Below are 25,137 nucleotides of genomic sequence, written 5' to 3'. Positions count from 1 at the left end.
GTCTACCGTTTACCCGCTGTGGGGGGTGCGGGGGTTGGGGGTGGTGTAGTGGGGGGGGGGGTGGTCGGGGGGGGGGGGGGGGGGGGGGTTCGGGGGGGGGGGGGGGGGGGGCGCCCGCCCCCCCCCCGCGCCCGCGGCGCTTGTTCCGGGTAGGCCCTAGCCGACGGTGGCCACGCCCGGGGCCAGCGCGGCCAGGATCGGGCCCGGGTCGGCGGCGGCCTCGGCCGCGGTCAGCCGGGCGGTGACGCGTCCGGTGGACAGCACCGTCAGGTGGTCCGCGATGCCCTGGACGAAGCCCAGTTGCGGTGCGGCGATCAGGATGGTCAGGCCCTCGTCGGCGAGGGTGGTGATCAGCCCGCGGATCTGCTCGGCGATCACCGGGGACAGGCCCTCGGTCGGCTCGTCCAGCAGGACCAGGCGCGGACCGCCGAGCAGGGCCCGGGCGATGGCGAGCATCTGCTGTTCGCCGCCGGAGAGTTGCGATCCCCGGTTGCCGGCCCGCTCGCCCAGGCGGGGCAGCAGTTCCAACACCCGTGCCGGCGTCCACGCGGCGTGTTTGCGGTGGGCCAGTTTGAGGTGTTCGGCCACGGTCAGGCTCGCGAACACCCGGCGGCCCTGCGGCACCAGGCCGATGCCCGCGAGCGAAACCCGGTGCGCGGGGCGGCCGGTCAGGTCGGTGCCGGACAGTTCGACGCGTCCGCCCGAGGGCTTGAGCAGCCCCGCGACGGTATGGATGAGGGTGGACTTGCCCGCTCCGTTGGCGCCCAGGAGCGCGTGCACCGTGCCCTCGGGGATGCTCAGGTCGACCCCGTGCAGCACCGAGCCGCCCTGGTAACCCGCCGTCAGTTCGCCGATCTCCAGCACGATTCAGCCCACTTCCTGGTGCTCGGGCTCGGACGCGCCCAGATACGTGTCGCGGACCGCCTGATCCGCCGCGATCTCGTCCGGCGTGCCGGTGGCCAGCAGTTGTCCGGAGGCCAGCACCGTGACCGTGTCGGTGACCTCGCGCACCAGCGCGAAGTTGTGCTCGACCAGCACCATGGTCACCTCGGCCGGCAGCGCCTTGAGCACGGTGGCCAGCCGGACGATGTCGGTATCGGTCAGACCCGCGGCCGGCTCGTCCAGCAGCAGCAGCGTGGGATGCCCGGCGAGCGCCATCGCGATGTCGAGCAACCGCCGTGAGCCGTGCGAGAGTTCGCCGGCGATCTCGTCGGCGCGATCGGTCAGGCCGACCGTCTCCAGATGCGTCGCCGCCTCGCCCGCCAGGGCCCGGTAGCGCACCGGTCGCCAGCCCGCGCCGGTGATCCTCGCGTGCCGCCAGGCGGCCAGGGCCACGTTGTCCAGGACGGACAGCGAGGGCACCACCGCGGGTTGTTGGAAGGCGCGCGCGATACCGATCCGGGAACGACGTGCCGGAGCGAGCCGGGTGATGTCGCGACCGGCGAACACGATGGTGCCCGAGGTCACCGGGGTCGCGCCCGCGATCATGCCGAGCACGGTCGACTTGCCCGCGCCGTTGGGGCCGAGCAGCGCGTGTCGGGCGCCGCGCCGCACGGTCAGGTCCAGCCCGTCCACGGCGGCCAGTGCGCCGTATCTGCGGGTCAGCCCGGTGATGGTGAGCAGCGCGTCCGGATCGGCCGCGGGTTGCACCGCCTGCTCCGTCGTCGCCGGCTTCTCCGGCTTCTCCGCTTTCTCTTCCTCGGCCTTCTGCGGGTCCGCCGGCTCGTCCGCCGGGTCCGGAGTGCCGGTGGCCCGGCCCAGGGCCCGCCAGGCGGCCCGCGGACCGCCCGCCGTCAGGCCGACCAGGCCGCCCGGCAGCGTGTACACCGCGATCAGGAACAGCGCGCCGAGCAGCAGCGGACCGTGCCCGGGCCAGGGACCGGAGAGCCAGTCCCGGGTGAACACGATCAGCCCCGCGCCGATCATCGCGCCGACCAGCGAGGCGCCACCGCCGATGACCACCGCGAGCAGCACCAGCGAGGAGGTGTCGAAGCCGATGTGCGCCGGCGAGATGTAGCGCTGTACCGAGATCAGCAGCGCGCCCGCGACGCCCGCGAGCGCGCCGACGCCGATGTAGGTGACCGAGAGGTATCGGGTCACCGGGTGGCCGGTCGCGCGCATCCGGGTCTCGTTCTCGCGCGCACCGTCCAGCAGCAGGCCGGCGGGCGAGCGCAGCACCACCGCGGTGATGCCGATCACCACGAGCGTGGTGAGCAGCACGTACCAGTAGGTGTCCACGTCGTCGACGAGGTCGCCCATGCCCCAGAAGGGCTGGATGGGCGGCACACCCGACTTGCCGTCGGTACCGCCGGTGACCGACTTCCACTTCTCCGCGGCGGTGCGCACCAGTTCGCCGACGGCCAGCGTGATCATCAGCACCGTGACACCGCGCGTGCGCACCACGATCGGTGCGGTGAGCGCGTTGAACAGGGCGCCCGCGGCGGCGGCGACCAGGGTGTGTACGACGCCGATCCGCATGCCGTGTTCGGCCAGGATCGCCGCCGTGTAGCCGCCCACCGCGTACGGCGCGACCTGGCCGAGCGAGGGCAGCCCGGCGCCGCCGCCGAGCACCGCGACACTGGCCGCGAGCACGCCCAGGGACAACGCCTGGGACAGCAGGATGAGGGTGAACAGGCCGACCAGGTACGGCGCCGCGAACAACCACACGATCGCGGCGACGGCCAGGACGCGGCCCACCAGGCGCGCACGCGGCGAATGCAGCGCGGTCCGTGCGCGCAGGGCGAGGGTGGTCATACTCGGCTCCCCGTCGGGCCGAAGCGCGCGGTGCGCGCGATCAGCATCACGGCCATCGTGGCGAACAGCAGATACGGCGCGAGGTCGGGCATCAGCGTGACGCCGAGCGTCTGTACCTCGCCGACCAGGATCGCGGCGAGCAACGCGCCGCCGACCGAGCCCAGTCCGCCGATCACCACGACCAGCAGGGACTGCAACAGCACGGTGTTGGCCACCGACGTGGACGGGCCGATGATCGGCGCGCCCAGACCGCCCGCGAGGCCCGCCAGGGCACCCGCGGCGACCAGTACGCCGGTGCGCACCCGGGCCGGCGAGATGCCGCCCGCCGCGAGCATTTCGGGGTCGTCCACCGAGGCGCGCACGGCCGCGCCGATCCGGGTCCGGGCCAGCACGTACCAGCCGCCGACCCCGAGCACGATCGCGACCACGATGAACGCGAGCCGGTAGCCCGGGTAGTTGTGGCCCAGGATCGACACCGGCTTCTCCAGCGCGCCGGGCACCAGGACCTGGGGGTCGTCCTTGCCGAACCAGGTGGTCAGCAGATCGCCGCCGACCAGGGCGACGCCGAAGGTCAACATCGCCTGCGCCATGTGTCCTCGGCCGGCGATCGGCGCGGTCAGCGCCGCCAGCACCCCGCCGCCGGCCGCGCCCGCCCCGATGCCCGCGAGCACCGCCAGTGCCAGGCCCACCCAGGAGCCGTCGGCGACCGCGGTCGCGGTGTACGCGGCGAACGCGTAGAGCGTGCCGTGCGCCAGGTTGAGGACTCCGCCCGAGCCGAAGGCCAGGGTCAGGCCCGCGGCCACGACGAACAGCAGCAGCCCGTAGGCCACCCCGTCCACGGCCGGGATGAAATTGTCGTCGAACCAGCCCACGGCACGCTCCCTTTCGCTTCCGAAGCCGCCGCTAGCCGAGCGTGCCGAGTTCGCGGACCATGACGTTGCTCAGCGCGGTGCCGTCCTGCTTGACCTCACGCAGGTACCACTTCTGCACCGGCGCGTGCGTGCTCGGGTTGAACTCCCAGGAACCGCGCGGGCTGTCGACCTTGCCGGTCTTGGAGATCGCGGCGTTGACCGTCTCCGGGGTGACCTTGTCACCCGCGGCGGCGATCGCCTTGTCCAGCACGGCGGCCGCGTCGTACATGGTCGCCGACATCATCGTCGGCAGCGCGTTGTACTTGCCCTGGTAGGCCGCGACGAACGAGCGGTTCGCCGGGATGTCCAGGGTGGGCGTGTAGTTGAGCGAGGTGAACACGCCCTTGGCCGCGTCGCCCTCGGCGCCCAGGACCGCACCCTCGGTCAGGAAGCCCGCCGCGTACAGCGGGATGTCCTTGACGTCGGACTGCTTGTACTGCTTGACGAAGTTCACCGCGGCGGTGCCCGCGTAGAACGTGTAGACCGCCTTGGCGCCCGAGTTCTTGATCTCGGTGAAGTACGGCTGGAAGTTGGTGGTGCCCGGGAACGGGGTGAACTTGGTCTTGCCGTCCGGGTTCGCCAGCTTGCCGCCGGCCTTGTCGTACGTCTCGGTGAAGCCGCGGAGCTGGTCCCAACCACCCTGGTAGTCCGGGCCGATCGCGTAGACCGCGCCGGGCACGTTCTCCTTGATGTACGGCGCCGCCGCCACACCCGGCTCCTCGGAGAGGTAGCTGGTGTGCCAGACGTAGTCCGGCTTGTCGATCTTGCCGGGACGACCGACCGCGCCGATCATCGGCACCTTGTTGTCGTTCACGACCTGCACGTTGGCCGCCACCGTGGCCGCGTTGGTCAGCCCCACCACGGCGGTGACCTTGTCCTGCTTGATCAGCTTGGTGACCGAGGGCACCGAGGTCGCCGGACCGTCGCCCTCGTCGGTGATCACCAGTTCGATCTTGTGCCCGCCCAGCTTGCCGCCGTGCTGGTCCAGGTAGGTCTGGAAACCGTTCTGCAGGTCCGGGCCGAGCGCGGCGTAGACACCGGTCAGCGGGATCGTCAGGCCGATCTTGAGCGTGCCCGAGGACGACCCGCCCTTCTTGTCGTCCGCCGCGCTGCCGCTGCACGCGGCGGTGAACGCGAGCGCACCGGCGAGCAGGCCGGCCGAGGTGACGCGGAACGAGCGTCGGGATATGGGACTTGCCGGGGTCATGACGTGCTCCAGGGTTTGGACGGGTACAGCGTCGAGCGGTCGAAATGGGCCGCGTCGGGAGGGACGCGAGGGCGCTTCGGTCAGCCCAGCGCCCCGCGCTGTACGTGCAGGAAGCGTTCGCGGGCGGCGGGGGTCAGGGCCGGGCCGACCTGGTTGATCAGCTCGGCCATCTCGAACGAGACCTGACCGATGTCGCATTCACGCGAGGCCAGTACCAACAGCGAGGCACCGTCGCTGACCTGCATCGAGAACATGAACGCGCCGTTCATCTCGGTCAGGTTGCTCGCCACCGGGTCGGTGCCGAACAGGCGCGCGGCGCCGGCCAGCAGGCTGACCAGGCCGGAGGCGACCGCACCGAGCTGGTCCGCCCGGTCCTGCGGCAGCGAGCTGGTGTTGGCCACCACGAGACCGTCCGCGGAGACCGCGACGGCATGCAGTACCTCGGGCACCCGGGTGGCGAAATCGTTGAGCAGCCAACTGAGATCGGCTGCGGTGGGGTGGGTCACGATCTCTCCTTGTGATCCGGATCGCCGCCGCCGGGGCGGGGCGAGGGGGCGCGGCGGGACCGGCTGTGCCCGATGCCCTGCGCGAAGGCGGACATCGCCGCGGACACCTGGCGGGCGTCGCGACGGTCCGGCGTGGTGTTCGCCCTGGGGGGCGTCCCGGTCGTGTCGACCAGCGGTGCGGCGGGCGCCGGGGGAGTGCCCGGGTGCACGCTGGGAGTGTCCCGACGAACGCGCAGCGGCAGGCCCGTGTTCGTGGTGCGGGTGGGCAGTGCCGACTCCGGGGTCGGACCGGCGGGCGCCTGCGGTTGCACCGGGCGCTCGGCGGGTTCGGCCGAGCTCATCGGGGCGAGTGCGGGCGGGGTCGGGGCGGCGGGCGCGGGCGGCCGTTCGCCGGTGAAGCGCAGCCCCGAGGGCGCGGGTTCGCGCGGTCCGGGGGCGCTCGCGTCGCTGACCGGTTGGGGTCGGGTCGGCGTGAACACGTTCGCCACCGGCTCGAACGGGCCCGGGTCCGGGTGGCCACCGGCCCGTACGCCCACGTCCAGTGCCCGGCCGGAGGCCGGTACCGGAGCGACCTCGGGCTTGGGCACCCCGCGGTGCCGGCCGGGGCGATCGCGGAAGACCACGATGTCCTCGGGCAGCCCCACCTCGGCGACGGTGCCGCCCTGTGGTCCCTGGCTCAAGGTGATCGTGATGCCGTAGCGCGTGGCCAGGTGGCCGGCCACGGTCAGACCCATCGCGCGCACCGCGTGCACGTCCAACTGAGCCGGAGCCGCCAGGCGTTCGTTGAATCCGGCGATCCGCTCCGGGGTGATGCCCACGCCGGAGTCGGTCACGGTGAGCACCGCGCCGTCGCCGCGTCGGTTCGCCTGGAGTACCACCCAGGTCTCCGGGCGGCTGAACTTGGTCGCGTTGTCCAACAGTTCGGCGAGCAGGTGCGCGACGTCGTCGCGGGCCCGACCGGCGATCAGGATGCGCGGATCCACCGCGCCGGGGTCCACCCGGGTGAACCGCTCGATGCGGCCGATCGCCGCGCGTGCGACGTCCAGCAGCAGCGCGTCCTCGCGCACGCGGGCGGTGCCCTCGCCGCCGAGTACCAGCAGACTGGTGTTGTTGCGGCCCATGCGCTGGACCAGGTGGTCGAGCGAGTACAGCCGCTTGAGCCGGTCCGGGTCGTGCTCGTGCGCCTCGGCCTCGTCGAGGACCTTGACCAGGCCGTCGGTGAGGCGCTGGTTGCGGCGCGCGAGGGCGACCAGCACGGTGGCGATACCGGCACGCAGCACCGCCTGTTCGGCGGCGATCCGGACGGCGGCGGTGAAGACGGTGTTGAACGCCGAGCCCACCTCGGCGATCTCGTCCTTGCCGCGCACCTCGATGGGGGTGCCCGCGCGTTCGGCGATCTCGTCGGCGGTCGCGCCGTCGAGGGAGCGGCCCTGCTGGAGCTTGGCCACCGCGTCCGGCAGGCCGGTGTAGGCCACCTCGTGCGCGGTGTCGCGCAGGCGCAGCAGTTCGCGGGTCATCGGTCGACCCAGCCGCAGCACCAGGAGTACCGCGGCGGCCAGCGCGAGCAGCACCGCGGCGGCCTGCCCGATCGCCCACCAACGACGGTCGTCGCGTTCGTCGCTGACCGAGGACAGCACCGAGGCGTCCACGCGTCGTTCGACGTCACTGATCCGGGCGATCCGGTCCGCGGTCGCCTTGGTCCACACGTCCTGACTGATCAGGATGGGCGTGTCCACCTTGGCTCGGGACACCGCGTCCTCGAGCTGGTGCACGGCCAGGATCTCCGGGCCGGTCTGGGCCAGTTCCAGCCAACCCAGCCACTCCGAGTCGGCGAGCGACTCGAAGGACGTCTCGCTCTCGTCGTAGCCGGTGCGGGTGGCCAGGATGTCCTGCTGTTGGGACGGCGAGATCCGGCTGGACGCCAACGCGCGCAGGACCGCCGTCTGTTGTTGTCCCAGCCACTCCGTGGCGTGCGACAGGGCCGCGGCGGCGCGCAGGCGGTCCGAGTTGTCCGGGCCGGCGCCGCCGGCCTGGGCCACGCTGTCGCGGTAGTCGAGCGCGTCCGCGATCAGGATGCGGTAGCGGAAGACGACGGCGGTCAGCGAGGTGCCCTTGGGCGCCTGGACCTGTTCGCGCAGCGCGGTCAGGTCGGTCAGACCCGCGTCCAGCCTGCGCAGTCGTTCCTTGGTGTTGCCGGGGATCGAGCCCAGGTCCTTGCGCAGTTTGCGGTAGCGCGTGGCGCTTTCGTCCGTCGCGGCGGTGCGCTGATGGTACGTGACCAGGGCGCCGCTGCCGGCCTCCGGCCACAGGACCGCGGCGGCGGCGGCGCGTTCGCTCTGCAGGCGGTGCGCGAGTTCGCCGGCCTCGCCGGAGACCTGGGTCAGCGAGCGCAGGCGGTTCGCGTCCAGGGCCTCGCCGGTCGTGGTGGACACGGCGAGTCCCGCGGACCCCACCATCACGGTGAGCGGCACGGCGACGAGCAGGACGAGTTTCCGAGTGATGTTCAGGTCGTCCACCACCAGATCGTTGCCGGGGTGGAGCGAGGCAGGGATACGGAGTCGAGTATTCCGCTTGTCAAGTACGTCATTTTCCCGATGATTCGCACTTTCCGGTCTTGCGCTTTCGGTGACGCGGATCGCGTCCTATTCCGTGCACGACGGGCAGAGCCTAGCGGCATTCGCACGTGTGCTCGCAGTGGCAGGTGGGTAAGGAGCCGGGAGTCCCGCATACGCCCCCGAATGTTGACATGCGTAAGTTAACCCCGCGAAGGAAGATCGATTGCGGGGCATGCCCGTACACACCGGGATATCAAGACATTTGAGACCCACCGTCGTTGCTCGGACCCCTATATCCGTATTTCCACCCCCGCCCTCCGGTGCCCGTTTGCCAACCATTCGTTGGGATATACCGGATCGTTGCCTTCCGTTTATCGGTGTGTCGACCAACCGGATCGTCGCCGACGGCTGCCTAGACTGGGTCGAAGACCGATCCCGGCGGAGCGAATTGGGAGAGTCACATGTTGCGGCGACGCGCCCTGGCTTTTTTCCTCACCGTCCCGATCGCCGCCGCGGGGGCGGCCGTGTGGATCACCGACGCCGCCTCCTCCTCGGGGGGCCCGCCGAAGGCCGACCCGAAGGGGACCGGCGACCCCGGCCGGCCCGCCGCCGGCGGGGCCGAGGCCCGGGTGTTGCCGAGCGGACCGTTGGCGGCCGACGCGCGGGGACTCGTGCCGATCCCGGTCGAGGCGCTCGGCGGACCGGGCCGCCCCTGGACACCGGGGCGGGACACCCGGGTGCGGGCCGCGACCGAGGCCGCGCGGGCGGTCGCCGAATCGGTCGCCGCCGAACTGCGCGCCGCCACCGGCCTGCCGCTGCCCGTGCTGGTCGACGCCCGGTCCGGCACCGGCGCGGACCTCGCCCTGGTCCTGGATCCGGACCCGGCCGGCCGACCCGACGGCGACGAGGCGTACGAGCTGATCGTCACCGAGCACGGCGCCACGATCCGCGCGGGCGTGCCGGTCGGCCTCTACCGGGGCGCCCAGACGCTGCGCCAACTGGTGCCGGTCGAGCCGCCGTTCGAACTGCGCCCGGCCGTGGTCCGGGACGCGCCCAGGTATCCGTACCGGGGCATCATGATCGACCTGGCCCGGCACTTCTATCCGCCCGCCGAGATGCGCCGGCTGATCGATCACCTCGCCGCCTACAAGTTCAACCACCTGCATCTGCATCTGACCGACGACCAGGGCTGGCGGATCGCCATCGAGGGGCGGCCCGAACTCACCGGGATCGGCGCGTCCACCCAGGTGGGCGGCGGGCCGGGCGGGTTCTGGACGGCGGCCGACTACCGCGCGGTGATCGACTACGCGGGCGAGCGCTTCATCACCGTGGTGCCCGAGATCGACATGCCCGGACACACCAACGCGGCGATCGTCGCCTACCCGGAACTGGCCTGCGACGGCAAGCAGTACACCCCCTATACCGGCACCCGGGTCGGCTTCTCCTCGTTGTGCGTCGACGGCGAGGCCACCTATACGTTCCTGGACGAGGTGCTCGGCCGGCTCGCCGAACTCACCCCCGGCCCCTACCTGCACATCGGCGGAGACGAGACGCACACGCTCAAGCCCGCGCAGTACCGGGCCTTCATGGCCCGCGCCCAACCCCTGGTGGCCAAGCACGGCAAGCAGACCATGGCCTGGCACCAACTCGCCTCCGGCGACCCGCTGCCCGGCGCGATCCTGGAGTACTGGGGCGCGGCCCGGCAGGACGCGGCCGAGGTCGCCGCCGCCGCGCGGGCCGGCCACAAGGTGGTGCTGGCGCCGGCCGACCACGCCTACCTGGACATGAAGTACAGCGCCGGCGAGCGGCTCGGGGTGACCTGGGCCGGCACCGTCGACGTGCGGCAGTCCTATGACTGGGAACCCTCGACGCACCTGCCCGGACTGCCCGCGGACGCGGTGCTCGGGGTCGAGGGCGCGTTGTGGGGCGAGACGATCAAGACCATCGCGGACGCCGAGTACCTGCTCTTCCCGCGGATCGCCTCGGTCGCCGAGGCCGCCTGGTCCCGCCCGGAACGGCGCGACTGGGCGGACTTTCGCACCCGGGCCGCGGCGCACGAGGCGCGCTGGGACGCGCAGGGCATCAACCACGCGGACCGGCTGACCTGACGCGGGGCCGCGTCCTCGGGCGCGGGGCTGCGCCCGAGGACGGGCCGGGTCAGCGGCGGACCGCGCCCGCGGTCAGGGCGATGATCGCGACCAGCACCGCCGGGATCGCCAACGCCGTGGTCAGGCTGGTGTGGTGGGCGATGAAGCCGATCACCGGCGGGCCCGCGAGCAGCCCGATGTAGGCGATGCCGGTCACCCGCGAGATGGCCCACGCGGCGGGCACCCCCGGGGTGTTGCCGGCAGCGCTGAACGTCACCGGGGCGACCGGGGCCACTCCGACGCCGAACAGCGTGAAGCCCAGCACCGACACCGCCGGCCACGGTGTGACCAGCGCGAGCGCCATGCCCAGCGCCGCGATCAGCGCGCCCGTCCGCAACACCCGTACCGGGCCGAAGCGTTCCACGACCCGATCGCCCGCGAACCGGCCGGCCGCCATCGCCACCGACATGCCCGCGAAGCCCAGCCCGGTGACCCCCGCCGAACTGTCCAGCGTCTCGCGCAGATGCACCCCGCTCCAGTCCGCTACCGCGCCCTCGCCGACGAAGGAGCACAGCCCGATCAGCGCGAGCAGGACCACCGCGCGGTAGCCGGCGAGCAGCCGGACCAGACCGCCCGTGGCCGCCGCAGGTGCTTCACCCGACGCCGATTCCGACGCCGAGGCCGACGCCGACTTCGAGTCCGACGCTGCCGGGGTGTGCACGTGCGGATCGTCCGCGACGCCCAGCAGCGCCCGCGAACCGGCCCATGCCCCGACCGCGAGCACGAGCGCCATCACCGACAGATGCACCCGGGGAGTGACCCCCAGGGCCGCCGCTCCGGAGCCGACCAGCGCGCCGAACAACCCGCCGAGGCTGTAGCCGCCGTGCAGCCCGTTCATGATCGGCCGGCCCAACTGCTGCTCGATCGCGACACCCTGCGCGTTCGCCGCGACATCGGTGAAACCCATCAGCGCGCCCAGGATCAGCAGGCCGACCGCCAACGAGGGCAGGTTCCAGGCGAACGCGGGCAGGAACAGCGCCAGACACCCGCCGATCACCGACACCCGCGCGACCCGCCTGCTGCCCCAGCGCCCGGCGGCGGTGCCCGCGAGCTGGACCGCCACCAGCGCGCCCACCGGCGAGCCGAGCAGGGCCAGTCCCAGTTGGGCGTCGTCGAGGTCCAGATCCTCCTTGAACTGCGGGATCCGGGCCAGGAAATCCGCCACCGCGGCGCTGAACGCGAAGAACACCCACAGCGCGGCCCACCGGGCCCGCTGTAGACGTTCGATGGACAACCGCCCGGTCGTTTCCCCCGGGGCGCTCACACCGCGCAGGAACCGTCGGCGCACGCGTCGCCGTCGGTCGCCGGCCGGGCGGACTCGCCGCTCTGCTCGCGCACCTGGTCGCGCACCTGCTCCAGGACCTGGAGGAACGTGGACGCCTCCTGGGCGCCCTGCACCGCCCAGGTGCCCTCGAACACGAACGTCGGCACGGCGGTGACGCCCATCTCCTGCGCCTCGGCGATCTCGCGCCGGACCTCGTCGGTGCCCTCGTCGGAGGCGAGGAAGGCGACCACCCGATCCCGGTCCAGCCCGGCCTCGACGGCGAACTCGGTCAACCGCACGTGGTCGGCGACGTTCTCGCCCTCGGTGAAGTAGGCCGCGAGCAGCCGATCCTTGAGCGCGGCCTGGGCCGCCGGGCCGAACTCGGTCAGGGCGAGCCACAACATCCGGTGCGCGGTCAGCGTGTTCACCGACAGCGCCCGGGTGAAGTCGAAGGTGATGCCCTCGGCGGTGCCCACGTCGGCGAGCCGCGCGTTCATTCCGTCGAGGTTGGCCGCGCCGAACTTCTCGGCCAGCCGCTCGCGCAGCGGCGACGGCTCGGTGGGTGTGCTCGGGTCCAATTGGTAGGGGCGATACGTGACCTGGATGTCCTCGGCGCCCGGGAACGCCGCGAGCGCGCGCTCGAAGCGGCGCTTCCCGACGTAGCACCACGGGCACGCGATATCGCTGTAGATCTCGACCTTCACTTGCTCTCCGGCTTTCTTGCTCGGTGGTCGCGGGCACTGGCCGCACAGCGGCTGCGGCGTCCCGGGACACGGGGCGATGTACAGGACGGACGTACCGACGGTCACGGCGGCGGACGCACCGAAAAGGAAACATACGTGCGACCGCCAAACATTCCCCAACCGGCTGTATCCGCAGCCCGAGCCCAGGCGTAGCCTGACCGCTGCCCGTCGTGCGTCACCGGTCGAGCACGCCGTGTCGACGCGGCGTCGGCACTCGACAACGCTCGACTTCACCTGTTCGACATCACTCGAAGGAGCCCTCGTGGACCAGATGACCCAGTACCGGCGTGCGGTCGACGCCTTCCGCCCGCTGCTCGCCGAGGTCGACGACGCCAAGCTCGGACTCGCGTGTCCGTGCGACGAATGGGACGTCAAGGGCCTGCTCGCCCACGCCACCGGCGCCCAGCGCGGTCTCGCGGCGGCCCTGACCGGGCCGTCCGAGCCGGTCTCCGAGGACCCCAGGGAGGACTTCGAGGCGGTGGTCGAGACGATGCTGGCGACCTTCACGCCGGAGCGGATCGCCGCGTCGATCAAGACCCCGTTCGGCGAGCAGACCGGCGGTTTCCTGCTCGGCCTGGCCACCGGCGACATCTTCGTGCACGCGTGGGACCTGGCCCGGGCGCTGGGCAGGCCGACCGACCTGGACCCCGAGCTCGCCGAGACGCTCCTGGAGCGCATGCGCAGCACCCTGCCGGACGCCGCGCGCGGCGAGGGGCGTGCGTTCGGCCCGGAGCAGCCGGTCGCCGCGGACGCGCCGGCCGCGGACCGGCTCGCCGCGTTCACCGGTCGTGCGGTGAACTGAGCCCGAACGAGCCGCCGGGCCCCCGGACATCCCGGGACAAGCACTACCGGACTCGGCAACTGACGGGTCGTCAGGCTGCGCGCCGGGTGGTCGGCGGTGTATGCACGTCAACGCACACCCCCAGTCGATCGGGAGTATCGATGAGCACGTCGCAGCACGATCACGGCCGGATGGATCCCCCTCGCGTCCAGGAGGTGGCCGACGGAGCGTTCGCGTACATCCAGCCGGACGGCACCTGGTGGATCAACAACACCGGTTTCCTGGTCGGCCCGGAGGGCGTCGTCGCGATCGACGGTTGCGCCACCGAGGCCCGGACCCGGATGTTCCAGGAGACGATCGCCAAGCACACCGACGCGCCGGTGCGCACGCTGATCAACACGCACCACCACGGCGACCACACGAACGGGAACTACCTGTTCGAGTCGGCCACCATCGTGGCGCACGAGAACACCCGGGCCGAGATCCTCAATCTGGGCATCATGGAGGTCGAGGCGATCTGGCCGGGGGTCGGCTGGGGCGGGCTGCGCGCGGCACCGCCGTTCCTGACCTTCACCGACAGCGTCACCGTGTACGCGGGCGAACTGCGGGCGCAGGTGCGGCACTTCGGGCCGGCGCACACCTCGAACGACTCGGTGGTGTGGCTGGAGGAGCAGGGCGTCCTCTACACGGGCGACCTGATCTTCAACGGCGGTACCCCGTTCCTGCTGATGGGTTCGCCCGCCGGCTACCTCGAAGTGCTGGAGCGCATCAAGGGGTTGGGCGCGACCACGCTGGTCCCCGGGCACGGCGAGGTGTGTGGCCCGGAGCAGATCGACTATGCGATCGGGTACACGAATTTCCTCCTGGAGACGGCCCGCAAGGGTCTGGAGGCCGGGCTGGACCCGCTGAGCGTGGCGCGGGAGACGGACCTGGGCGAGTACGCGGTGCTGTCCGACTCGGAGCGGATCGTCGGCAACCTGCACCGGGCATATGCCGAGTTGAACGGGGCGGAGCGGGCCGCGTCGATCGACATCTACGGCGCGCTCGGCGACATGGTCGTGTTCAACGACGGCAAGCCGCTTTCCTGCTACGCGTGACGAGTGGTGCGGCCTGCGGCCCGGCCGGCCTCGAACGCGGGCCGGGCTGATCGGCCATGGGCGCCGGCCGGGCCGTTGACGGCCCGGCCGGCGCTTTTGGTCGGGGTTGGGGGCGGTGTGATCATTTAGCGATACCGACGCACCGTCGCCGGTCCTCGGCACGTACGGAACAAGGAGCACAATCGTGAAGTTCGCGACCTTCGACCTGAATGGCTCGATCCACTCCGGGGTGTTGTCGAGCGGTGGCGATACCGTGCACCCGCTGCCGGCGGGCGAAACGTTGCTCTCGTTGATCGAGCGGGGCGGGCAGGCGTTGCGCGCGGCGGGTGAGCAGGCCCTGTCGCAGCCCTCGGTCGCGCTCGCCGACGTGCGCCTGCTGCCGCCGCTGCAGCCGCCCACCGTGCGTGACTTCGTGGCGTTCGAGGAGCACGTCGAGGGCGTCGCGATCACCGTGCAGGGGCCGGACGCCACGGTGGTGCCCGAGTGGTACGAGCTGCCCACCTTCTACTTCACCAACCCCTACGCGATCATCGGCCCCGACGACGTGGTGCCGATGCCGCCGGGGTCGAGCGTGCTCGACTTCGAACTGGAGGTCGGCATCGTGATCGGCCGCGCGGGCAAGGACCTGACGGTCGAGCAGGCCGCGGAACACATCGTCGGCTACACCATCTTCAACGACTGGTCGGCGCGCGACCTCCAGGCCCGGGAGATGCGGGTCGGTCTGGGTCCGTGCAAGGGCAAGGACACCGCGACCACGCTCGGCCCGTGGCTGGTGACCGCCGACGAGTTCGAGGAGTACCGGGACGCGGACGGCTTCCTGGACATCGCGCTGCGGGCGTCGGTCAACGGTGTCGAGATCGGCCGCGACTCGCTGGTCAACATGGGCTGGCCGCCCGCCGAGTTGGTCGCCTACGCCTCGCGTGGCACCTGGATCCGTCCCGGCGACGTGCTCGGCACCGGCACCTGCGGCAACGGCGGTTGCCTCGGCGAACTGTGGGGCTTGGGGCGGGAGTTGTCGCCGCTGAAGCCGGGTGACACGGTGGCGCTCACGGTCGAGGGCATCGGGACGCTGACCAACACGGTGGTCGAGGGCGCCGCCCCGCAGCCGATCCCGGCCGCGCGCAAGCGTCCGCGCACCCGCCGGGACGCCTTCGACGCGTGAGGCGCGCGCGGGCAGGCGGCCGGGTGCCCGACCGCCTGCCCGCGATCGCTCAACCGTTCAGATAGGCGAGTACGGCCAACACCCGTCGATGTCCCACGTCGTCGGGTGCCAGGCCGAGCTTCGCGAAGATGTTGCGGATGTGCTTGTTGACGGCGCCTTCGCTGATCACCAGCAGCCGGCCGATGTCCGTGTTCGAGCGACCCTCGGCCATCAGCCCGAGCACCTCGCGCTCACGCGGGGTCAACTCGCGCAACGGGTCGTCCGAGCGGCGGCGGACCAGGAGTTGGGCGACCACCTCCGGGTCCATCACCGTGCCGCCCGTCGCCACCCGGCGCAGCGCGTCGGCGAACTCCGCGACGTCGCCCACCCGTTGCTTGAGCAGGTAGCCGGTCGCGCCCTTGCCGTCGGCGAGCAACTCGGCCGCGTAGCGGTCCTCGACATACGCGGACAACACCAGCACGGGCAGCCCCGGTCGACGCTGCCGGGCCTCGATCGCGGCCCGCAACCCCTCGTCGCGAAAGTCCGGTGGCAGTCGTACGTCGACCACGGTGACGTCCGGCTCGTGGGTTGCCACGGCGGCCAGGAAATCCGTGCCGTTGTCCACCGCCGCCGGCACCTCGAAGCCCTCGCCGGCCAGGAGCAGGGTGAGCCCCTCGCGCAGCAGCGCGTCGTCCTCGGCGATCACCACCCGCACGGCAACTCCGCACGCAGTCGGGTCGGCCCGCCCACCGGGCTGTGCACCGTCAGCCGGCCGCCCAGGGCGAGCGCGCGCCGCCGGAGGCCGATCAGGCCGCTGCCCGGGTGCCCGTCCGCGCCGCCGCGCCCGTCGTCCTCGACCTCGATCACCAGCGTGTCCTCCTCCTGCGCCAACGTGACCACGACGTGGTCGGCGTGGCTGTGCTTGGCCACATTGTTCAACGCCTCGGCGACGACGAAGTACGCGGCGGTCTCCACGGCGGCCGGGGCCCGGGTCAGGCCGACGGTCCGCACGACGCAGGGCACCGGGCAGCGGGCGGCCAGGGCGGAGACGGCGCCGTCCAGACCGCGTTCGGCCAGGATCGGCGGGTGGATGCCGCGGACCACGTCGCGCAGTTCGTCCAGCGCGTCGTTGGCGGCTCGCCGAGCGCGCAGGACCAGCGGCAGCGCCTGCTCCGGATCGCGTTCCAGGGCCCGTTCGATCAACCCGAGGTGCAGCACCACGGCAAGCAGTCGATTCTGCGTACCGTCGTGCAAGTCCCTTTCGATGCGCCGCAGTTCGGCGCCGTGTGCGTCCAATGCGGCGGCTCGGCCGGCGGTCGCCTCGGCCAGTTGCTCGACCAGGTGGGGGGTGGACGAGGGGGTGAGCAGCGGGCGGGTCGGTCGAGCCTGACCGCGGAGCAGGATCGGGACCAGGGTGGCCGTGAGCATCGCGAGGGCCGCACCGATCGGCACCATCGCCGCGGCCGTCCACCACGAGTCGACCGGGAATCCGGCCCCGGAGGGCGGCCGGCCCGGGACGGCCCACCACCACAGCGGCATGGTGAGGTTGTTGACGGCGCTCAGGCCCAGGCCCAGGCCGAGCACGGCGGCGAGCAGGCCGGTCAACCCGTGTACCGGGAGCCACAGCAGGTCCCGGCGGCCGGCCGGGTCGGTGAGCGCGATCCGGGCTCGGCCGAGCAGGGAGCCCTCCAGGGGGCGGTAGTGCTCGGGTATCGGCGGGCCGCCGAGCACGCCGGCGACCCGGCGGCGTTCGATCCCGGCCAGTCGGCGCACCGTGCGCAGCAGCGGGGCCGCGAGGGGCAGGCCGACGCCCACGACGCACAGCGCGGCGACCAGCACGACCGCGGGCAGGGCGAGTAGCGCGAGCAGTGCGGTGCCGCCGGCCTCGGCGAGCAGCAGCAGCCGGCCGGGCAGACGGCGCAGCGCCGCGAGCGTTCGGGACAGGCCGGACCTCGCGGACATCGCTCGACCCCTTTCCCGGATTGGTTCGATGCTCTCCGGCGCGGCACCGGACCGACAGCCGGGCCGGGCCCCCTCGCGGGGTGGTGCGCACACCACCCCACAAACGCCCGTGGCCGGGATGCCGGGCGACCGCCTCGGGATCCTACGTTCGTGGGGGTCGGCGGCTCGTCCGGGAGCGGTCGACCCCCACGACGAAGGAGTCGACCATGACCCGACGACCACCGCGATCTCGGTCGGCGGAGCGCCCGGTGTGGTCCTGGGTGATCCTGCTGCTCGTCGTCGGCGTGATTGTGAACGTACTGGTCACGGTGTGACGGTCGGCGCGGACGCACCGGCGCGCTCCCGGGGCCCGCGGCGCGCGTCCACCGCCCACACCACCAGGGCCAGGGCCCCGAAGCCCGCGCCGAGCAGGCAGACCGCCGACCAGCCGGCCGCCGCGTACAAGGTGGTGGAGGCGATCGCCCCGACGGCGCTGCCGATCGAGTAGAAGATCATGTAGCCGCCGATCAGTCGGCTGCCGGCGTCCGGCCGCAGCGGGTGGATCAGCGTCTGGTTGCTCACGTGTACCGCCTGGACCGCGAGATCGAGCATGATCGTGCCCACCACCAGCGCCCACAGCGACTGGCGGGTGAAGGCCAGCGGCAGCCAGGACAGGGTGAGCAGGACCAGCGCGATCCCGGTGACCCGGTTCGCGTGGCCCCGATCGCTCAGTCGGCCGGCCGGGATCGCGCCGAGCGCGCCGGCGGCGCCGGCCAGGCCGAAGGCGCCGATCGCGGTGTGCGACAGGGACAGCGGCGGCTCGCTCAGCGGGAGCGCGATGCTGCTCCACAGGGTGCTGAAGGCGGCGAAGATCAGCAGCGCGAACAGGGCCCGGACCCGGAAGAGGCGTTCCGCCGCGAACAGGGTCGGCATCGAGACGAGCAGCTTGCGGTAGGACAGCCGGGCGCCGCCGGTCGCCGCGGGCCGGTCGTCCCGCCCGCGCGGCAATACCCGGTACAGGGTGTGGGCCAGGACCAGGCTCAGCGCGGCGGAGCCGAGGTACACCGCGCGCCAGCCCGCCAGGTCGGCCACCGTGCCGGAGACGGTCCGGGCGAGCAGGATGCCCAGGACCACGCCGCCGGTGACCGCCCCGACGACGCGACCGCGTTCGGCCGGGGCGGCGAGCGAGGCGGCGTGCGCGACGACCACCTGGGTGACCACGGCGAGCAGGCCGACGCAGATCATCGCGACCAGCAGCAGGGCGGCGTGACCGGCCAGGCCGACGGCGGCGGAGGCGGCGGCCAGGAGCGCGAATTGGCCCACGATCAGCCGGCGGCGGTCGAGCAGGTCGCCGAGCGGGACGAGCAGGAACAGGCCGAGTGCGTAGCCGACCTGGGTGAGCGTGACCACCACGCCGACGGTGCCCGGGGCCAGGCCCAGGTCGTGGCCCATGGTCACCAGCAGCGGTTGGGCGAGGTAGACGCCGGCCACGGCGACGCCGGCGGCGACCGCGAACAGGAGGGTGTGGGCGCGGGAGAGCGAGGCGGCCTCCGGGTTTCCCGCCTCGGCCTCGATCCGCCTCGGACCGCCCTGTTGCTCGACTGCCATGTCACGCTCTCCCTCGAATCCGGTGGCAAGTTGCTACCGGATGCACGCTAGACGAGCTTGGTAGCATGTTGCAACCATGGTGGCGGCGAGTGGCCGCCCGATCCGAGGACGAGGAGACGACCCGCATGGTGCAGCGCACCCGGTTCGACGAGAGCACCTGCCCGGTGGCGCGCTCGGTGGACGCGATCGGCGATTGGTGGTCGTTGCTGATCGTGCGCGACGCGTTCGACGGGAGCCGACGATTCGGCGAGTTCCAGCGCAGCCTGGGCGTGGCCAAGAACATCCTGACCGCCCGACTGCGCGCGCTGGTGGCCGGCGGGATCCTGGAGGTGGTCCCGGCATCCGACGGCAGTGCCTACAACGAGTACGTGTTGACCGCCAAGGGCCGCGACCTGTTCACCGTGATCGTGGCCCTGCGCCAGTGGGGCGAGGCGCACTGGTTCGAGCCGGCCGAGCCGCAGTCCCGGCTGCTGGATCGGCGTCAGGGCCGCCCGCTGCGGACGCTGGAGGTACGCGCTGCGGACGGCCGCCCGATCGGGCCGCAGGACACGGAGGTGGAGAAGGTGCCGGAGGGCGTCGAGGCGGCGGGAGCCGAGTGAGTCGGGCCCGCCCGATCACCGCTCCGGGAGCGACACCAGCCCCAGGCACGTGAGCAGTTCGAAGAACAGGTGCTGCACGAACGGGTCCCGCTGCAGGCTCAGCAACTCCAGGATCGGCTCGGGAGGTACGCGGTATCCGGCCGCCGCGGCCCACCGCACGGCCGCCTCTGCGACGCGCGGCCGATCCTCCTCCAGCCACGCTGCGGCCTCGTCCCGGAAACGGCCGAAGTCGCCCTGCTGCCCGGCCCGGTTCCACCGATTCCCGGCCAACTGCGTGGCGGCGCTGCCCGGATCGAGCCAGCCCTCCCAGAAGTCCGTGCCGCTCAGCCCCTGGACGTGCGCGACATCGCTCTCGAACACCCCGCAGACCAACACGGGCGAACCGGTGCGCGCCGCCAGGTCGGTGAGCCAGGGGCCCTGGAAGGCGTACGGGTCCTCGAAGTGGCGCACGTGCACCGCGCGCCAGCCGTCCGCGTAGGCCCACTCGCCGTAGACCGGATGTCCGTTTCCGCCGACGTAGGGCGCCAGGTCCGCCAACGGCGTCCGTGCGCGTAATACGACGATGTCCCCGTTGAATCCCATGGCCCACCCCTTCGGTCGCGATGTCCGTTGGGGTTCAACGTAGATACCGCGTCCGACAACCGACCGGGTGTCGGGTTCAGGAGCCCGGGACCTGCTCCACGGCACTGGTACCGCTGCCCTCCCGGGACTCCCACTCCCACGTCTCCTCCAGCCGGAGCCGACCGTCCGGCAACACCACGACGGCGCTCACGCAGTGCCCGGACGCGGTGGCGCCGGACCGGTTGAGCTGCGTGTAGCGAAAGTCCAGGGTGTCCCCGTCGCGGGTGCCGATCAGGTGGCCGCGGACGATGTCGCCGCCGCGGTAGTCGGCCCAGACCACCCCGTCGGCCTCGTGGTACGCGAAGAACGTGGACGCGTCCACCTCGCCGTGCTCGGGACGATCGAGCGGGGCGAAACCGAGTCCATCCAGGGACGGTGCGGGCACGGGGGTTCCTTCCGAGTCGGGGTACGAGGCGTGCCTCGGGGCGGTCCGGTATTTGTCTCGGCCCTACGCGTCGGGCAGGCCCCGCCAGCGCCACTTGCCGACCCGACGCGGGTGGCCCGGGAGTTCGGTACGGCCGGTGCACCACAGCAGGGTGGGCCACGGGGCGAAGCCGGCGGGGGCGTCGGGGAACATCCGGGTCAGTACCCGGGCGCAGACCTGCCGATCGGGCTCGTAGGCCAGGTCGAGACCGGCGGCCAGGTCGTGCATGTGGACCATCACCTCGATGATGCCCATTCCGGCGAAGCCGTCCGGATCGGAGATCCCGTACGGGTGGAACGCGCGAGCCGAGTCGGGGCGGGTGGCCACCATGGTCGCGAGCAGCGCGCCGCCCGCGCGGACCGCGTGCAACATCGTGCTCGGCGTCGCGTCGTCGTCCGCCTGGATGTCCACCGGGACGTAGTCGTCCATCCGAGCGGACGCGACCTGGCCCGCGTACGCGTACAGATCGCCGACCACGTGCACCAGCGTGTACCAACAGTCCCATTCCAACCCGCCCGCCGGGCGCGACCAGTCACGCTCGCCCTCGGTGGCCTCGGTCAATACCGCGACGGCGTGTGCGACCGTCGATTCCACGTCCTGTGCCGCCTGTGATCCCATCCGGCGATTTATACCGGGGGCGGGTGCGGGGCGCATGTGCATTTGCGTCGGGATGGGACTTCCGTCGGCCGCCGCGTCCCCGGAGCGAGCGGCATGTCCACTGCCGCCGTCACCGCCGTGACGATCGCGCCGATGCGTCCCGAGCATGCCGGCCAGGTGCTCACGATCCATCAACTCGGCATCGACACCGGGAACGCCACGTTTCGGGAGCGGGCGCCGGGGTGGGCGGAACTCGACGCGGGCAAACTGCCCGGGCACCGCTTCGCCGCGCTCGACGAGTCGACCGGCGCGGCACCGGGTCGGGACGCGCGGCGCGGGGCCGGTCGGTCGGGGAAGCGGGGCCGTCGGATCCCGGCGTTGGTATGCCTTGACCTCTTGGGCACTCGGTGAATAATCGAGATCGTTGTAGTGATCAAGGATGTGGAAGTTCGGCTTGGGGTGGGCCGGTCCGGTGCGCGGCGAACACACCTCGCGGCGGGCCGTCCGCCCGGAACGAGGAGACGGTACATGCGCGCGATCCTGCACACCGCCACGGGCGCCGAGATCCGGGACGATGTCACCGTACGTGACCCGGAGGCCGGTGAGGTCCTGGTCCGGATCGTCGCGACCGGGGTCTGCCACAGCGATGTCAGCGTGCTGGAGGGCGTCATCGAGTGGCCCACGCCGTCCGTGCTCGGGCACGAGGGCGCCGGCATCGTGGAGAAGGTCGGCGCGGGGGTCGGTTCGGTGGTGCCGGGCGACCACGTGGTGATCACCACGATCGCCGCGTGCGGGATGTGTCGGCACTGCCAGACCGGACACCCCAACCGCTGTCGCCAGACGCTGGGCAACCGGGGCACGCCGTTCGCCATCGGCGACGAGCCGGTGTGGAACTTCGCGGGGGCGTCCACCTTCGCCGAGTTGACCCTGGTCAAGGAAATCCAGTGCGTGACCATCCCGAAGGACGTGCCGCTGACCTCCGCGTGCCTGGTGCCGTGCGGCGTGGTCACCGGCGCGGGCGCGGTGCTCAACAGGGCGAACGTGCTGCCCGGCCAGACCGCGGCCGTGATCGGCCTCGGCGGGGTCGGCCTGTCCGCCGTCCAGGCGTTGCGGCTCAAGGGCGCCGGCCGCGTGGTCGGCATCGACACCGTGCCCGGCAAGTTCGAGTTGGCCGGCAAGTTCGGTGCGACCGACTTCGTCAAGTCGGGCAAGGACGTGGACGTCGCGGACGAGATCCGCACGCTCTTCCCGTACAGCGACGAGGTCAAGGTCGGCGTGTTCGGCGCGGGCGGCGTGGACTGGATCTTCGAGTGCACCGGCATCCCGGCCGTGCTGGAGAACGCCATGGAGGCGCTGGACTGGGGAGGCACGCTGATCGCCGTCGGCCAGCCCGCGCAGACCGCGACCGCCAACATCCGGATCGCCAACCTGCTCCAGTGCGACCGGGGCCTCCTGGGCACCCGCGCCGGCGGCGTGCGTCCGCACGAGGACATCCGGGCGATCGTCGAGCTGTACCGCCAAGGCAAGTTCGACCTGGACGCGCTGGTGTCCAAGGTCTATCCGGCCGACGGCTTCCACGACGTGCTCGACGACATGCACAACGGACGGATCGCGCGCGGCGTCATCGCGTTCTGAGGCCCGCCCGGACCGGACCGCCCGACGCATGACGGACGACACCCGAGCCGGTACGGACCTGCCCGCACTCGACCCGGACCCCGAGTCCACGCCGCCGCCCGCCGCCGGCAACTGGGGCCGCTGGGGCGCCGAGGACGAACGCGGGGCGCTCAACCTGATCGAGCCCGCCGGGGTCCGGACCGCCGCGCACGAGATCCGGACCGGGCGCTCGTACTCGCTCGCCCTGCCCATCGTGCGCGGCAACCAACCCGCCTTCGACTTCCGCGGCACGCCACAACGGCTGACGCTGGTCAGTCAGACCGACGCGATGTACGAGGGGTTCGAGGGCGGCGACGACGTCGGCTCGAACGAGGACGTGCTGATCATCCCGTCGCACAACCTCACGCACATGGACGCGCTGTGCCACGTGCAGGCCAAGGGACGGTTCTACAACGGCTTTCCGGCCGACAGCTTCCGCTCGCACACCGGCGCCGGCCGCTGCGGGATCGACAAGCTCGGCGCGTTCGCGACCCGGGCGGTGCTGCTCGACCTGCCGCGGCACTTCGACAGGCCGTATCTGGAGGGCGGATACAAGATCACCGGCGCCGATCTGGCCGGGTGCGCCGAGCGGCAGGGCGTCGAGGTGCGCGCCGGCGACGCGCTGTTGGTTCGTACCGGCTATCTCGACGAGTACCGGGCCACGGTCGCCGCCGGCCGCGAGCCCTCGTTCGCACAGCCCGGTCTGTCGCTCGACGCGGTGGACTACGTCCGGGAGCACGACATCAGTGTGGTCGGCGCGGACAACAGCGCGATCGAGTGCATTCCATTCGATGATCGGTTCTTGTCGGTCCACATCGCGTTGCTCGTCGAATCCGGTGTGCCACTGCTCGAACATCTATGGCTGAGCGAGCTTGCCGAGGCGATGGCGGAAGCCGGCGCCTATTCGTGTCTGTTGTGTGTGGCCCCGCTTCCGGTCACCGGTGCAACGGGGAGCCCCATCAATCCGGTTGCCATTGTCTGATCGTCTGACGACTGACATAGTCCATGGGCAGGTCGTCTCGGTCTCGTTTCCTCCGTCGGGACCGAGGCGACCGCTTGACGGCCGCTCGGCTGCGGATAACAAACAAGTGTGATCACACATGGTCGCGAGTGCGTCGGTGAGCGCGCCGCAGACCCCGCCGCGCGGTATTTTCCGGAGTCGAAGCCCTGTTCGTTCGCCCGGCCGCCCGCTGTCCGCCTGTTCGCCAAGGCCGCCTTCGGCCGCGATGTGCGGCGGGCTCGGAATCCGCTCCGAGTTATGCACGTTATCGCACAGTATTAAATTGACGCAGTCAAGGACTGCTATCATGGCCGGGTGAACTCCACCGAAAACGTCGAAGCGATCCAGCGGGCGCTGGAGGCACTGCTTCGGCGCCACGCCAGCCGCCGAGTATACGCGGGCCAGGCCGCCGCGGCGGGCGCGACCATTTCGCAGCCCGCCTATGTGCTGCTGCGCCGCATCGAGAAGCAAGGCCCGCTCCCCATGGGGGAGTTGGCGCGCATGACGAACATGGACCCGGGCGCCACCGCGCGCCAGGTCGGCCAACTGGAGCGGGAGGGCTACGTCCGGCGTTCGCCCAGCCCGGACGACGGACGGGTCAGCCTCGTCTCGCTCACCCCGCGCGGCGACTCGGTCCGGCGCCGGCTCAACGACGTCATGGACCGGCGGATGAGCGAGATGCTCGACCGCTGGAGCGACGCGGACCGCGAGACGTTCGCCGCGCTGTTGCAGCGATTCGTCGAGGAGATGGCCGAGGGCGAGATCCCCGCGGCCGTCGAGGACCCCGCCGTCTGAGCACACCTCGACCCGCCTGACTATTCGTCATATCCCAAATTGCCAGGGCTCCTTGTCGGTGACATTCGACAAGGAGCCCTGGCAATTCGCCGGCCTTGCCGCCGCACGAATGACTGCGCGGATCACCCGACGGTCGCCGATTTATCGGCGCCTATTGCCGAAACCGACCCCTGCCGCGCCGAGCCGGGAACTCGGCGTGGTTCTCTGCGCCGTGCCGCCATTGCGTGAGCGGGAGTGTGATCGGGGCCGGGGGAGGTTTCGGGCCGATCGGGTCGCCTGCCGTTGCGCGTGCCGTTGCTCTTCTCGCCGTGGCACGTCGGAGTCTTCACAAGGGGCATCGAGCATGCACACTGTCTGTAGCCGGACCGTAACTCATGTCGAAGGACGCTCATGGACGAACACGGCGACGAACACCAGCGCGATCCCGATGCGCCCGACAACGACGGCGGGCGCCTGTTCGTCACCCTCGTGGACGGCACGTGGTACGCCCTGCCGGCCACGATCGCAGGCATCCGTGAGTCCCTGCCGGAAGACCAACGCGCCAAGTTCATGGACGAGATCGAGCACGCGCCCGCTCGGGACATGCCCCTGACGCTGTATCGATGGGCGGCGAAACCCACACCGGTCCCGGCGGCCATGCGCCGGATCCACGACTGGGTGCAGGGGATTCACGAGGAAGCGGAAGCGGCCGTCGTCATGGGGGTGGAACGTGCGGACGTACTCGATCAAGTGGACTCCCGATTGCGAGAAGGCCCGCCGCAATCTTCCGAGTAGCCAACGGCGAGACCTGGAC

General features: G+C 71.7%; 24 protein-coding genes. 10 read left to right on the top strand and 14 right to left on the bottom strand.

Translation table 11 applies throughout. The features are described from left to right. Nucleotides 1-156 precede the first annotated feature (156 nt). The 6 genes from ACH4U8_RS01220 to ACH4U8_RS01195 all read right to left on the bottom strand — a co-directional run bounded on the left by ACH4U8_RS01220 (nt 157) and on the right by ACH4U8_RS01195 (nt 7,894). Nucleotides 157-864, bottom strand: a complete 708-nt coding sequence (locus tag ACH4U8_RS01220; protein WP_360314304.1) for an ABC transporter ATP-binding protein — start codon at nt 862-864, stop codon at nt 157-159. A gap of 3 nt (nt 865-867) precedes the next feature. Continuing rightward, nucleotides 868-2,754, bottom strand: a complete 1,887-nt coding sequence (locus tag ACH4U8_RS01215; RefSeq protein WP_395775490.1) for an ATP-binding cassette domain-containing protein — start codon at nt 2,752-2,754, stop codon at nt 868-870. Continuing rightward, complete coding sequence (locus ACH4U8_RS01210) at nt 2,751-3,626, bottom strand: branched-chain amino acid ABC transporter permease (RefSeq protein WP_360314308.1); 876 nt, start codon at nt 3,624-3,626, stop codon at nt 2,751-2,753. The genes ACH4U8_RS01215 and ACH4U8_RS01210 overlap by 4 nt, the downstream gene beginning before the upstream one ends. Nucleotides 3,627-3,657: 31 nt before the next feature. Further along, entirely contained in the window at nt 3,658-4,872 is a 1,215-nt protein-coding gene (locus tag ACH4U8_RS01205; RefSeq protein WP_360314310.1) for an ABC transporter substrate-binding protein, read from the bottom strand. Nucleotides 4,873-4,952: 80 nt separating this feature from the next. Beyond that, complete coding sequence (locus tag ACH4U8_RS01200) at nt 4,953-5,378, bottom strand: roadblock/LC7 domain-containing protein (protein ID WP_360314312.1); 426 nt, start codon at nt 5,376-5,378, stop codon at nt 4,953-4,955. Further along, nucleotides 5,375-7,894 (bottom strand): nitrate- and nitrite sensing domain-containing protein, encoded by a 2,520-nt coding sequence (locus ACH4U8_RS01195; protein ID WP_360314313.1) that lies wholly within the window; start codon nt 7,892-7,894, stop codon nt 5,375-5,377. The genes ACH4U8_RS01200 and ACH4U8_RS01195 overlap by 4 nt, the downstream gene beginning before the upstream one ends. 500 nt (nt 7,895-8,394) lie before the next feature. Here ACH4U8_RS01195 and ACH4U8_RS01190 point away from each other — a divergent pair, with 500 nt between their 5' ends. Continuing rightward, on the top strand, nt 8,395-10,041 hold the full coding sequence (locus ACH4U8_RS01190) for a family 20 glycosylhydrolase (protein ID WP_395775489.1): 1,647 nt from the start codon (nt 8,395-8,397) through the stop codon (nt 10,039-10,041). A 49-nt stretch (nt 10,042-10,090) separates the two neighbouring features. Here the strand turns inward: ACH4U8_RS01190 and ACH4U8_RS01185 are convergent, their stop codons facing one another. Then, nucleotides 10,091-11,314 carry an MFS transporter gene (locus ACH4U8_RS01185; protein WP_395775488.1) on the bottom strand — a complete coding sequence of 408 codons (1,224 nt, stop codon included), beginning with the start codon at nt 11,312-11,314 and terminating at the stop codon, nt 10,091-10,093. A gap of 26 nt (nt 11,315-11,340) precedes the next feature. Further along, nucleotides 11,341-12,048, bottom strand: coding sequence for a DsbA family oxidoreductase (locus tag ACH4U8_RS01180; RefSeq protein WP_360314319.1), 708 nt, complete (start codon nt 12,046-12,048; stop codon nt 11,341-11,343). A 310-nt stretch (nt 12,049-12,358) separates the two neighbouring features. On the opposite strand from ACH4U8_RS01180, the gene ACH4U8_RS01175 reads away from it, so the two are divergent. The 3 genes from ACH4U8_RS01175 to ACH4U8_RS01165 all read left to right on the top strand — a co-directional run bounded on the left by ACH4U8_RS01175 (nt 12,359) and on the right by ACH4U8_RS01165 (nt 15,127). After that, a complete protein-coding gene (locus ACH4U8_RS01175) occupies nt 12,359-12,889 on the top strand; it encodes a TIGR03086 family metal-binding protein (protein ID WP_360314501.1) in 531 nt (176 codons plus the stop codon). 140 nt (nt 12,890-13,029) lie between these two features. Then, nucleotides 13,030-13,965: an MBL fold metallo-hydrolase gene (locus tag ACH4U8_RS01170; protein WP_360314321.1), complete on the top strand. Its 936-nt coding sequence runs from the start codon at nt 13,030-13,032 to the stop codon at nt 13,963-13,965. A 184-nt stretch (nt 13,966-14,149) separates the two neighbouring features. Next, nucleotides 14,150-15,127 (top strand): fumarylacetoacetate hydrolase family protein, encoded by a 978-nt coding sequence (locus tag ACH4U8_RS01165; RefSeq protein ID WP_360314323.1) that lies wholly within the window; start codon nt 14,150-14,152, stop codon nt 15,125-15,127. 49 nt (nt 15,128-15,176) lie between these two features. Here ACH4U8_RS01165 and ACH4U8_RS01160 read toward each other — a convergent pair whose 3' ends face one another. The 3 genes from ACH4U8_RS01160 to ACH4U8_RS01150 form a co-directional block, all read right to left on the bottom strand. Next, on the bottom strand, nt 15,177-15,821 hold the full coding sequence (locus tag ACH4U8_RS01160; protein WP_395775487.1) for a response regulator: 645 nt from the start codon (nt 15,819-15,821) through the stop codon (nt 15,177-15,179). Next, entirely contained in the window at nt 15,809-17,068 is a 1,260-nt protein-coding gene (locus ACH4U8_RS01155) for a sensor histidine kinase (protein ID WP_360314327.1), read from the bottom strand. The genes ACH4U8_RS01160 and ACH4U8_RS01155 overlap by 13 nt, the downstream gene beginning before the upstream one ends. Nucleotides 17,069-17,371: 303 nt before the next feature. After that, nucleotides 17,372-18,655 carry an MFS transporter gene (locus ACH4U8_RS01150; protein ID WP_395775486.1) on the bottom strand — a complete coding sequence of 428 codons (1,284 nt, stop codon included), beginning with the start codon at nt 18,653-18,655 and terminating at the stop codon, nt 17,372-17,374. A gap of 125 nt (nt 18,656-18,780) precedes the next feature. Here ACH4U8_RS01150 and ACH4U8_RS01145 point away from each other — a divergent pair, with 125 nt between their 5' ends. Then, nucleotides 18,781-19,254: a helix-turn-helix domain-containing protein gene (locus tag ACH4U8_RS01145; RefSeq protein ID WP_360314503.1), complete on the top strand. Its 474-nt coding sequence runs from the start codon at nt 18,781-18,783 to the stop codon at nt 19,252-19,254. Nucleotides 19,255-19,269: 15 nt separating this feature from the next. Here the strand turns inward: ACH4U8_RS01145 and ACH4U8_RS01140 are convergent, their stop codons facing one another. The 3 genes from ACH4U8_RS01140 to ACH4U8_RS01130 all read right to left on the bottom strand — a co-directional run bounded on the left by ACH4U8_RS01140 (nt 19,270) and on the right by ACH4U8_RS01130 (nt 20,917). Beyond that, entirely contained in the window at nt 19,270-19,836 is a 567-nt protein-coding gene (locus ACH4U8_RS01140; RefSeq protein WP_395775485.1) for a hypothetical protein, read from the bottom strand. Nucleotides 19,837-19,912: 76 nt separating this feature from the next. After that, nucleotides 19,913-20,260 carry a hypothetical protein gene (locus ACH4U8_RS01135; RefSeq protein ID WP_360314333.1) on the bottom strand — a complete coding sequence of 116 codons (348 nt, stop codon included), beginning with the start codon at nt 20,258-20,260 and terminating at the stop codon, nt 19,913-19,915. Nucleotides 20,261-20,323: 63 nt separating this feature from the next. Continuing rightward, entirely contained in the window at nt 20,324-20,917 is a 594-nt protein-coding gene (locus tag ACH4U8_RS01130) for a hypothetical protein (RefSeq protein WP_360314335.1), read from the bottom strand. Nucleotides 20,918-21,010: 93 nt separating this feature from the next. On the opposite strand from ACH4U8_RS01130, the gene ACH4U8_RS01125 reads away from it, so the two are divergent. The 5 genes from ACH4U8_RS01125 to ACH4U8_RS01105 all read left to right on the top strand — a co-directional run bounded on the left by ACH4U8_RS01125 (nt 21,011) and on the right by ACH4U8_RS01105 (nt 25,118). Further along, nucleotides 21,011-21,307 carry a hypothetical protein gene (locus tag ACH4U8_RS01125; protein WP_395775484.1) on the top strand — a complete coding sequence of 99 codons (297 nt, stop codon included), beginning with the start codon at nt 21,011-21,013 and terminating at the stop codon, nt 21,305-21,307. Between the two features lie 117 nt (nt 21,308-21,424). Further along, nucleotides 21,425-22,531 carry an alcohol dehydrogenase catalytic domain-containing protein gene (locus tag ACH4U8_RS01120; protein WP_360314337.1) on the top strand — a complete coding sequence of 369 codons (1,107 nt, stop codon included), beginning with the start codon at nt 21,425-21,427 and terminating at the stop codon, nt 22,529-22,531. A 28-nt stretch (nt 22,532-22,559) separates the two neighbouring features. Continuing rightward, entirely contained in the window at nt 22,560-23,531 is a 972-nt protein-coding gene (locus ACH4U8_RS01115; protein ID WP_380020522.1) for a cyclase family protein, read from the top strand. 333 nt (nt 23,532-23,864) lie between these two features. After that, nucleotides 23,865-24,344: a MarR family transcriptional regulator gene (locus ACH4U8_RS01110; protein WP_360314341.1), complete on the top strand. Its 480-nt coding sequence runs from the start codon at nt 23,865-23,867 to the stop codon at nt 24,342-24,344. Between the two features lie 390 nt (nt 24,345-24,734). Beyond that, the gene (locus tag ACH4U8_RS01105) at nt 24,735-25,118 is read left to right on the top strand and encodes a hypothetical protein (RefSeq protein WP_395775483.1); all 384 of its coding nucleotides are present in this window, start codon (nt 24,735-24,737) and stop codon (nt 25,116-25,118) included. Nucleotides 25,119-25,137: the final 19 nt, after the last annotated feature.

It is taken from the genome of Embleya sp. NPDC020886 (assembly GCF_044333915.1).
Taxonomy (GTDB): Bacteria; Actinomycetota; Actinomycetes; order Streptomycetales; family Streptomycetaceae; genus Embleya.
This window is presented reverse-complemented; position numbering and strand designations above follow the sequence as displayed.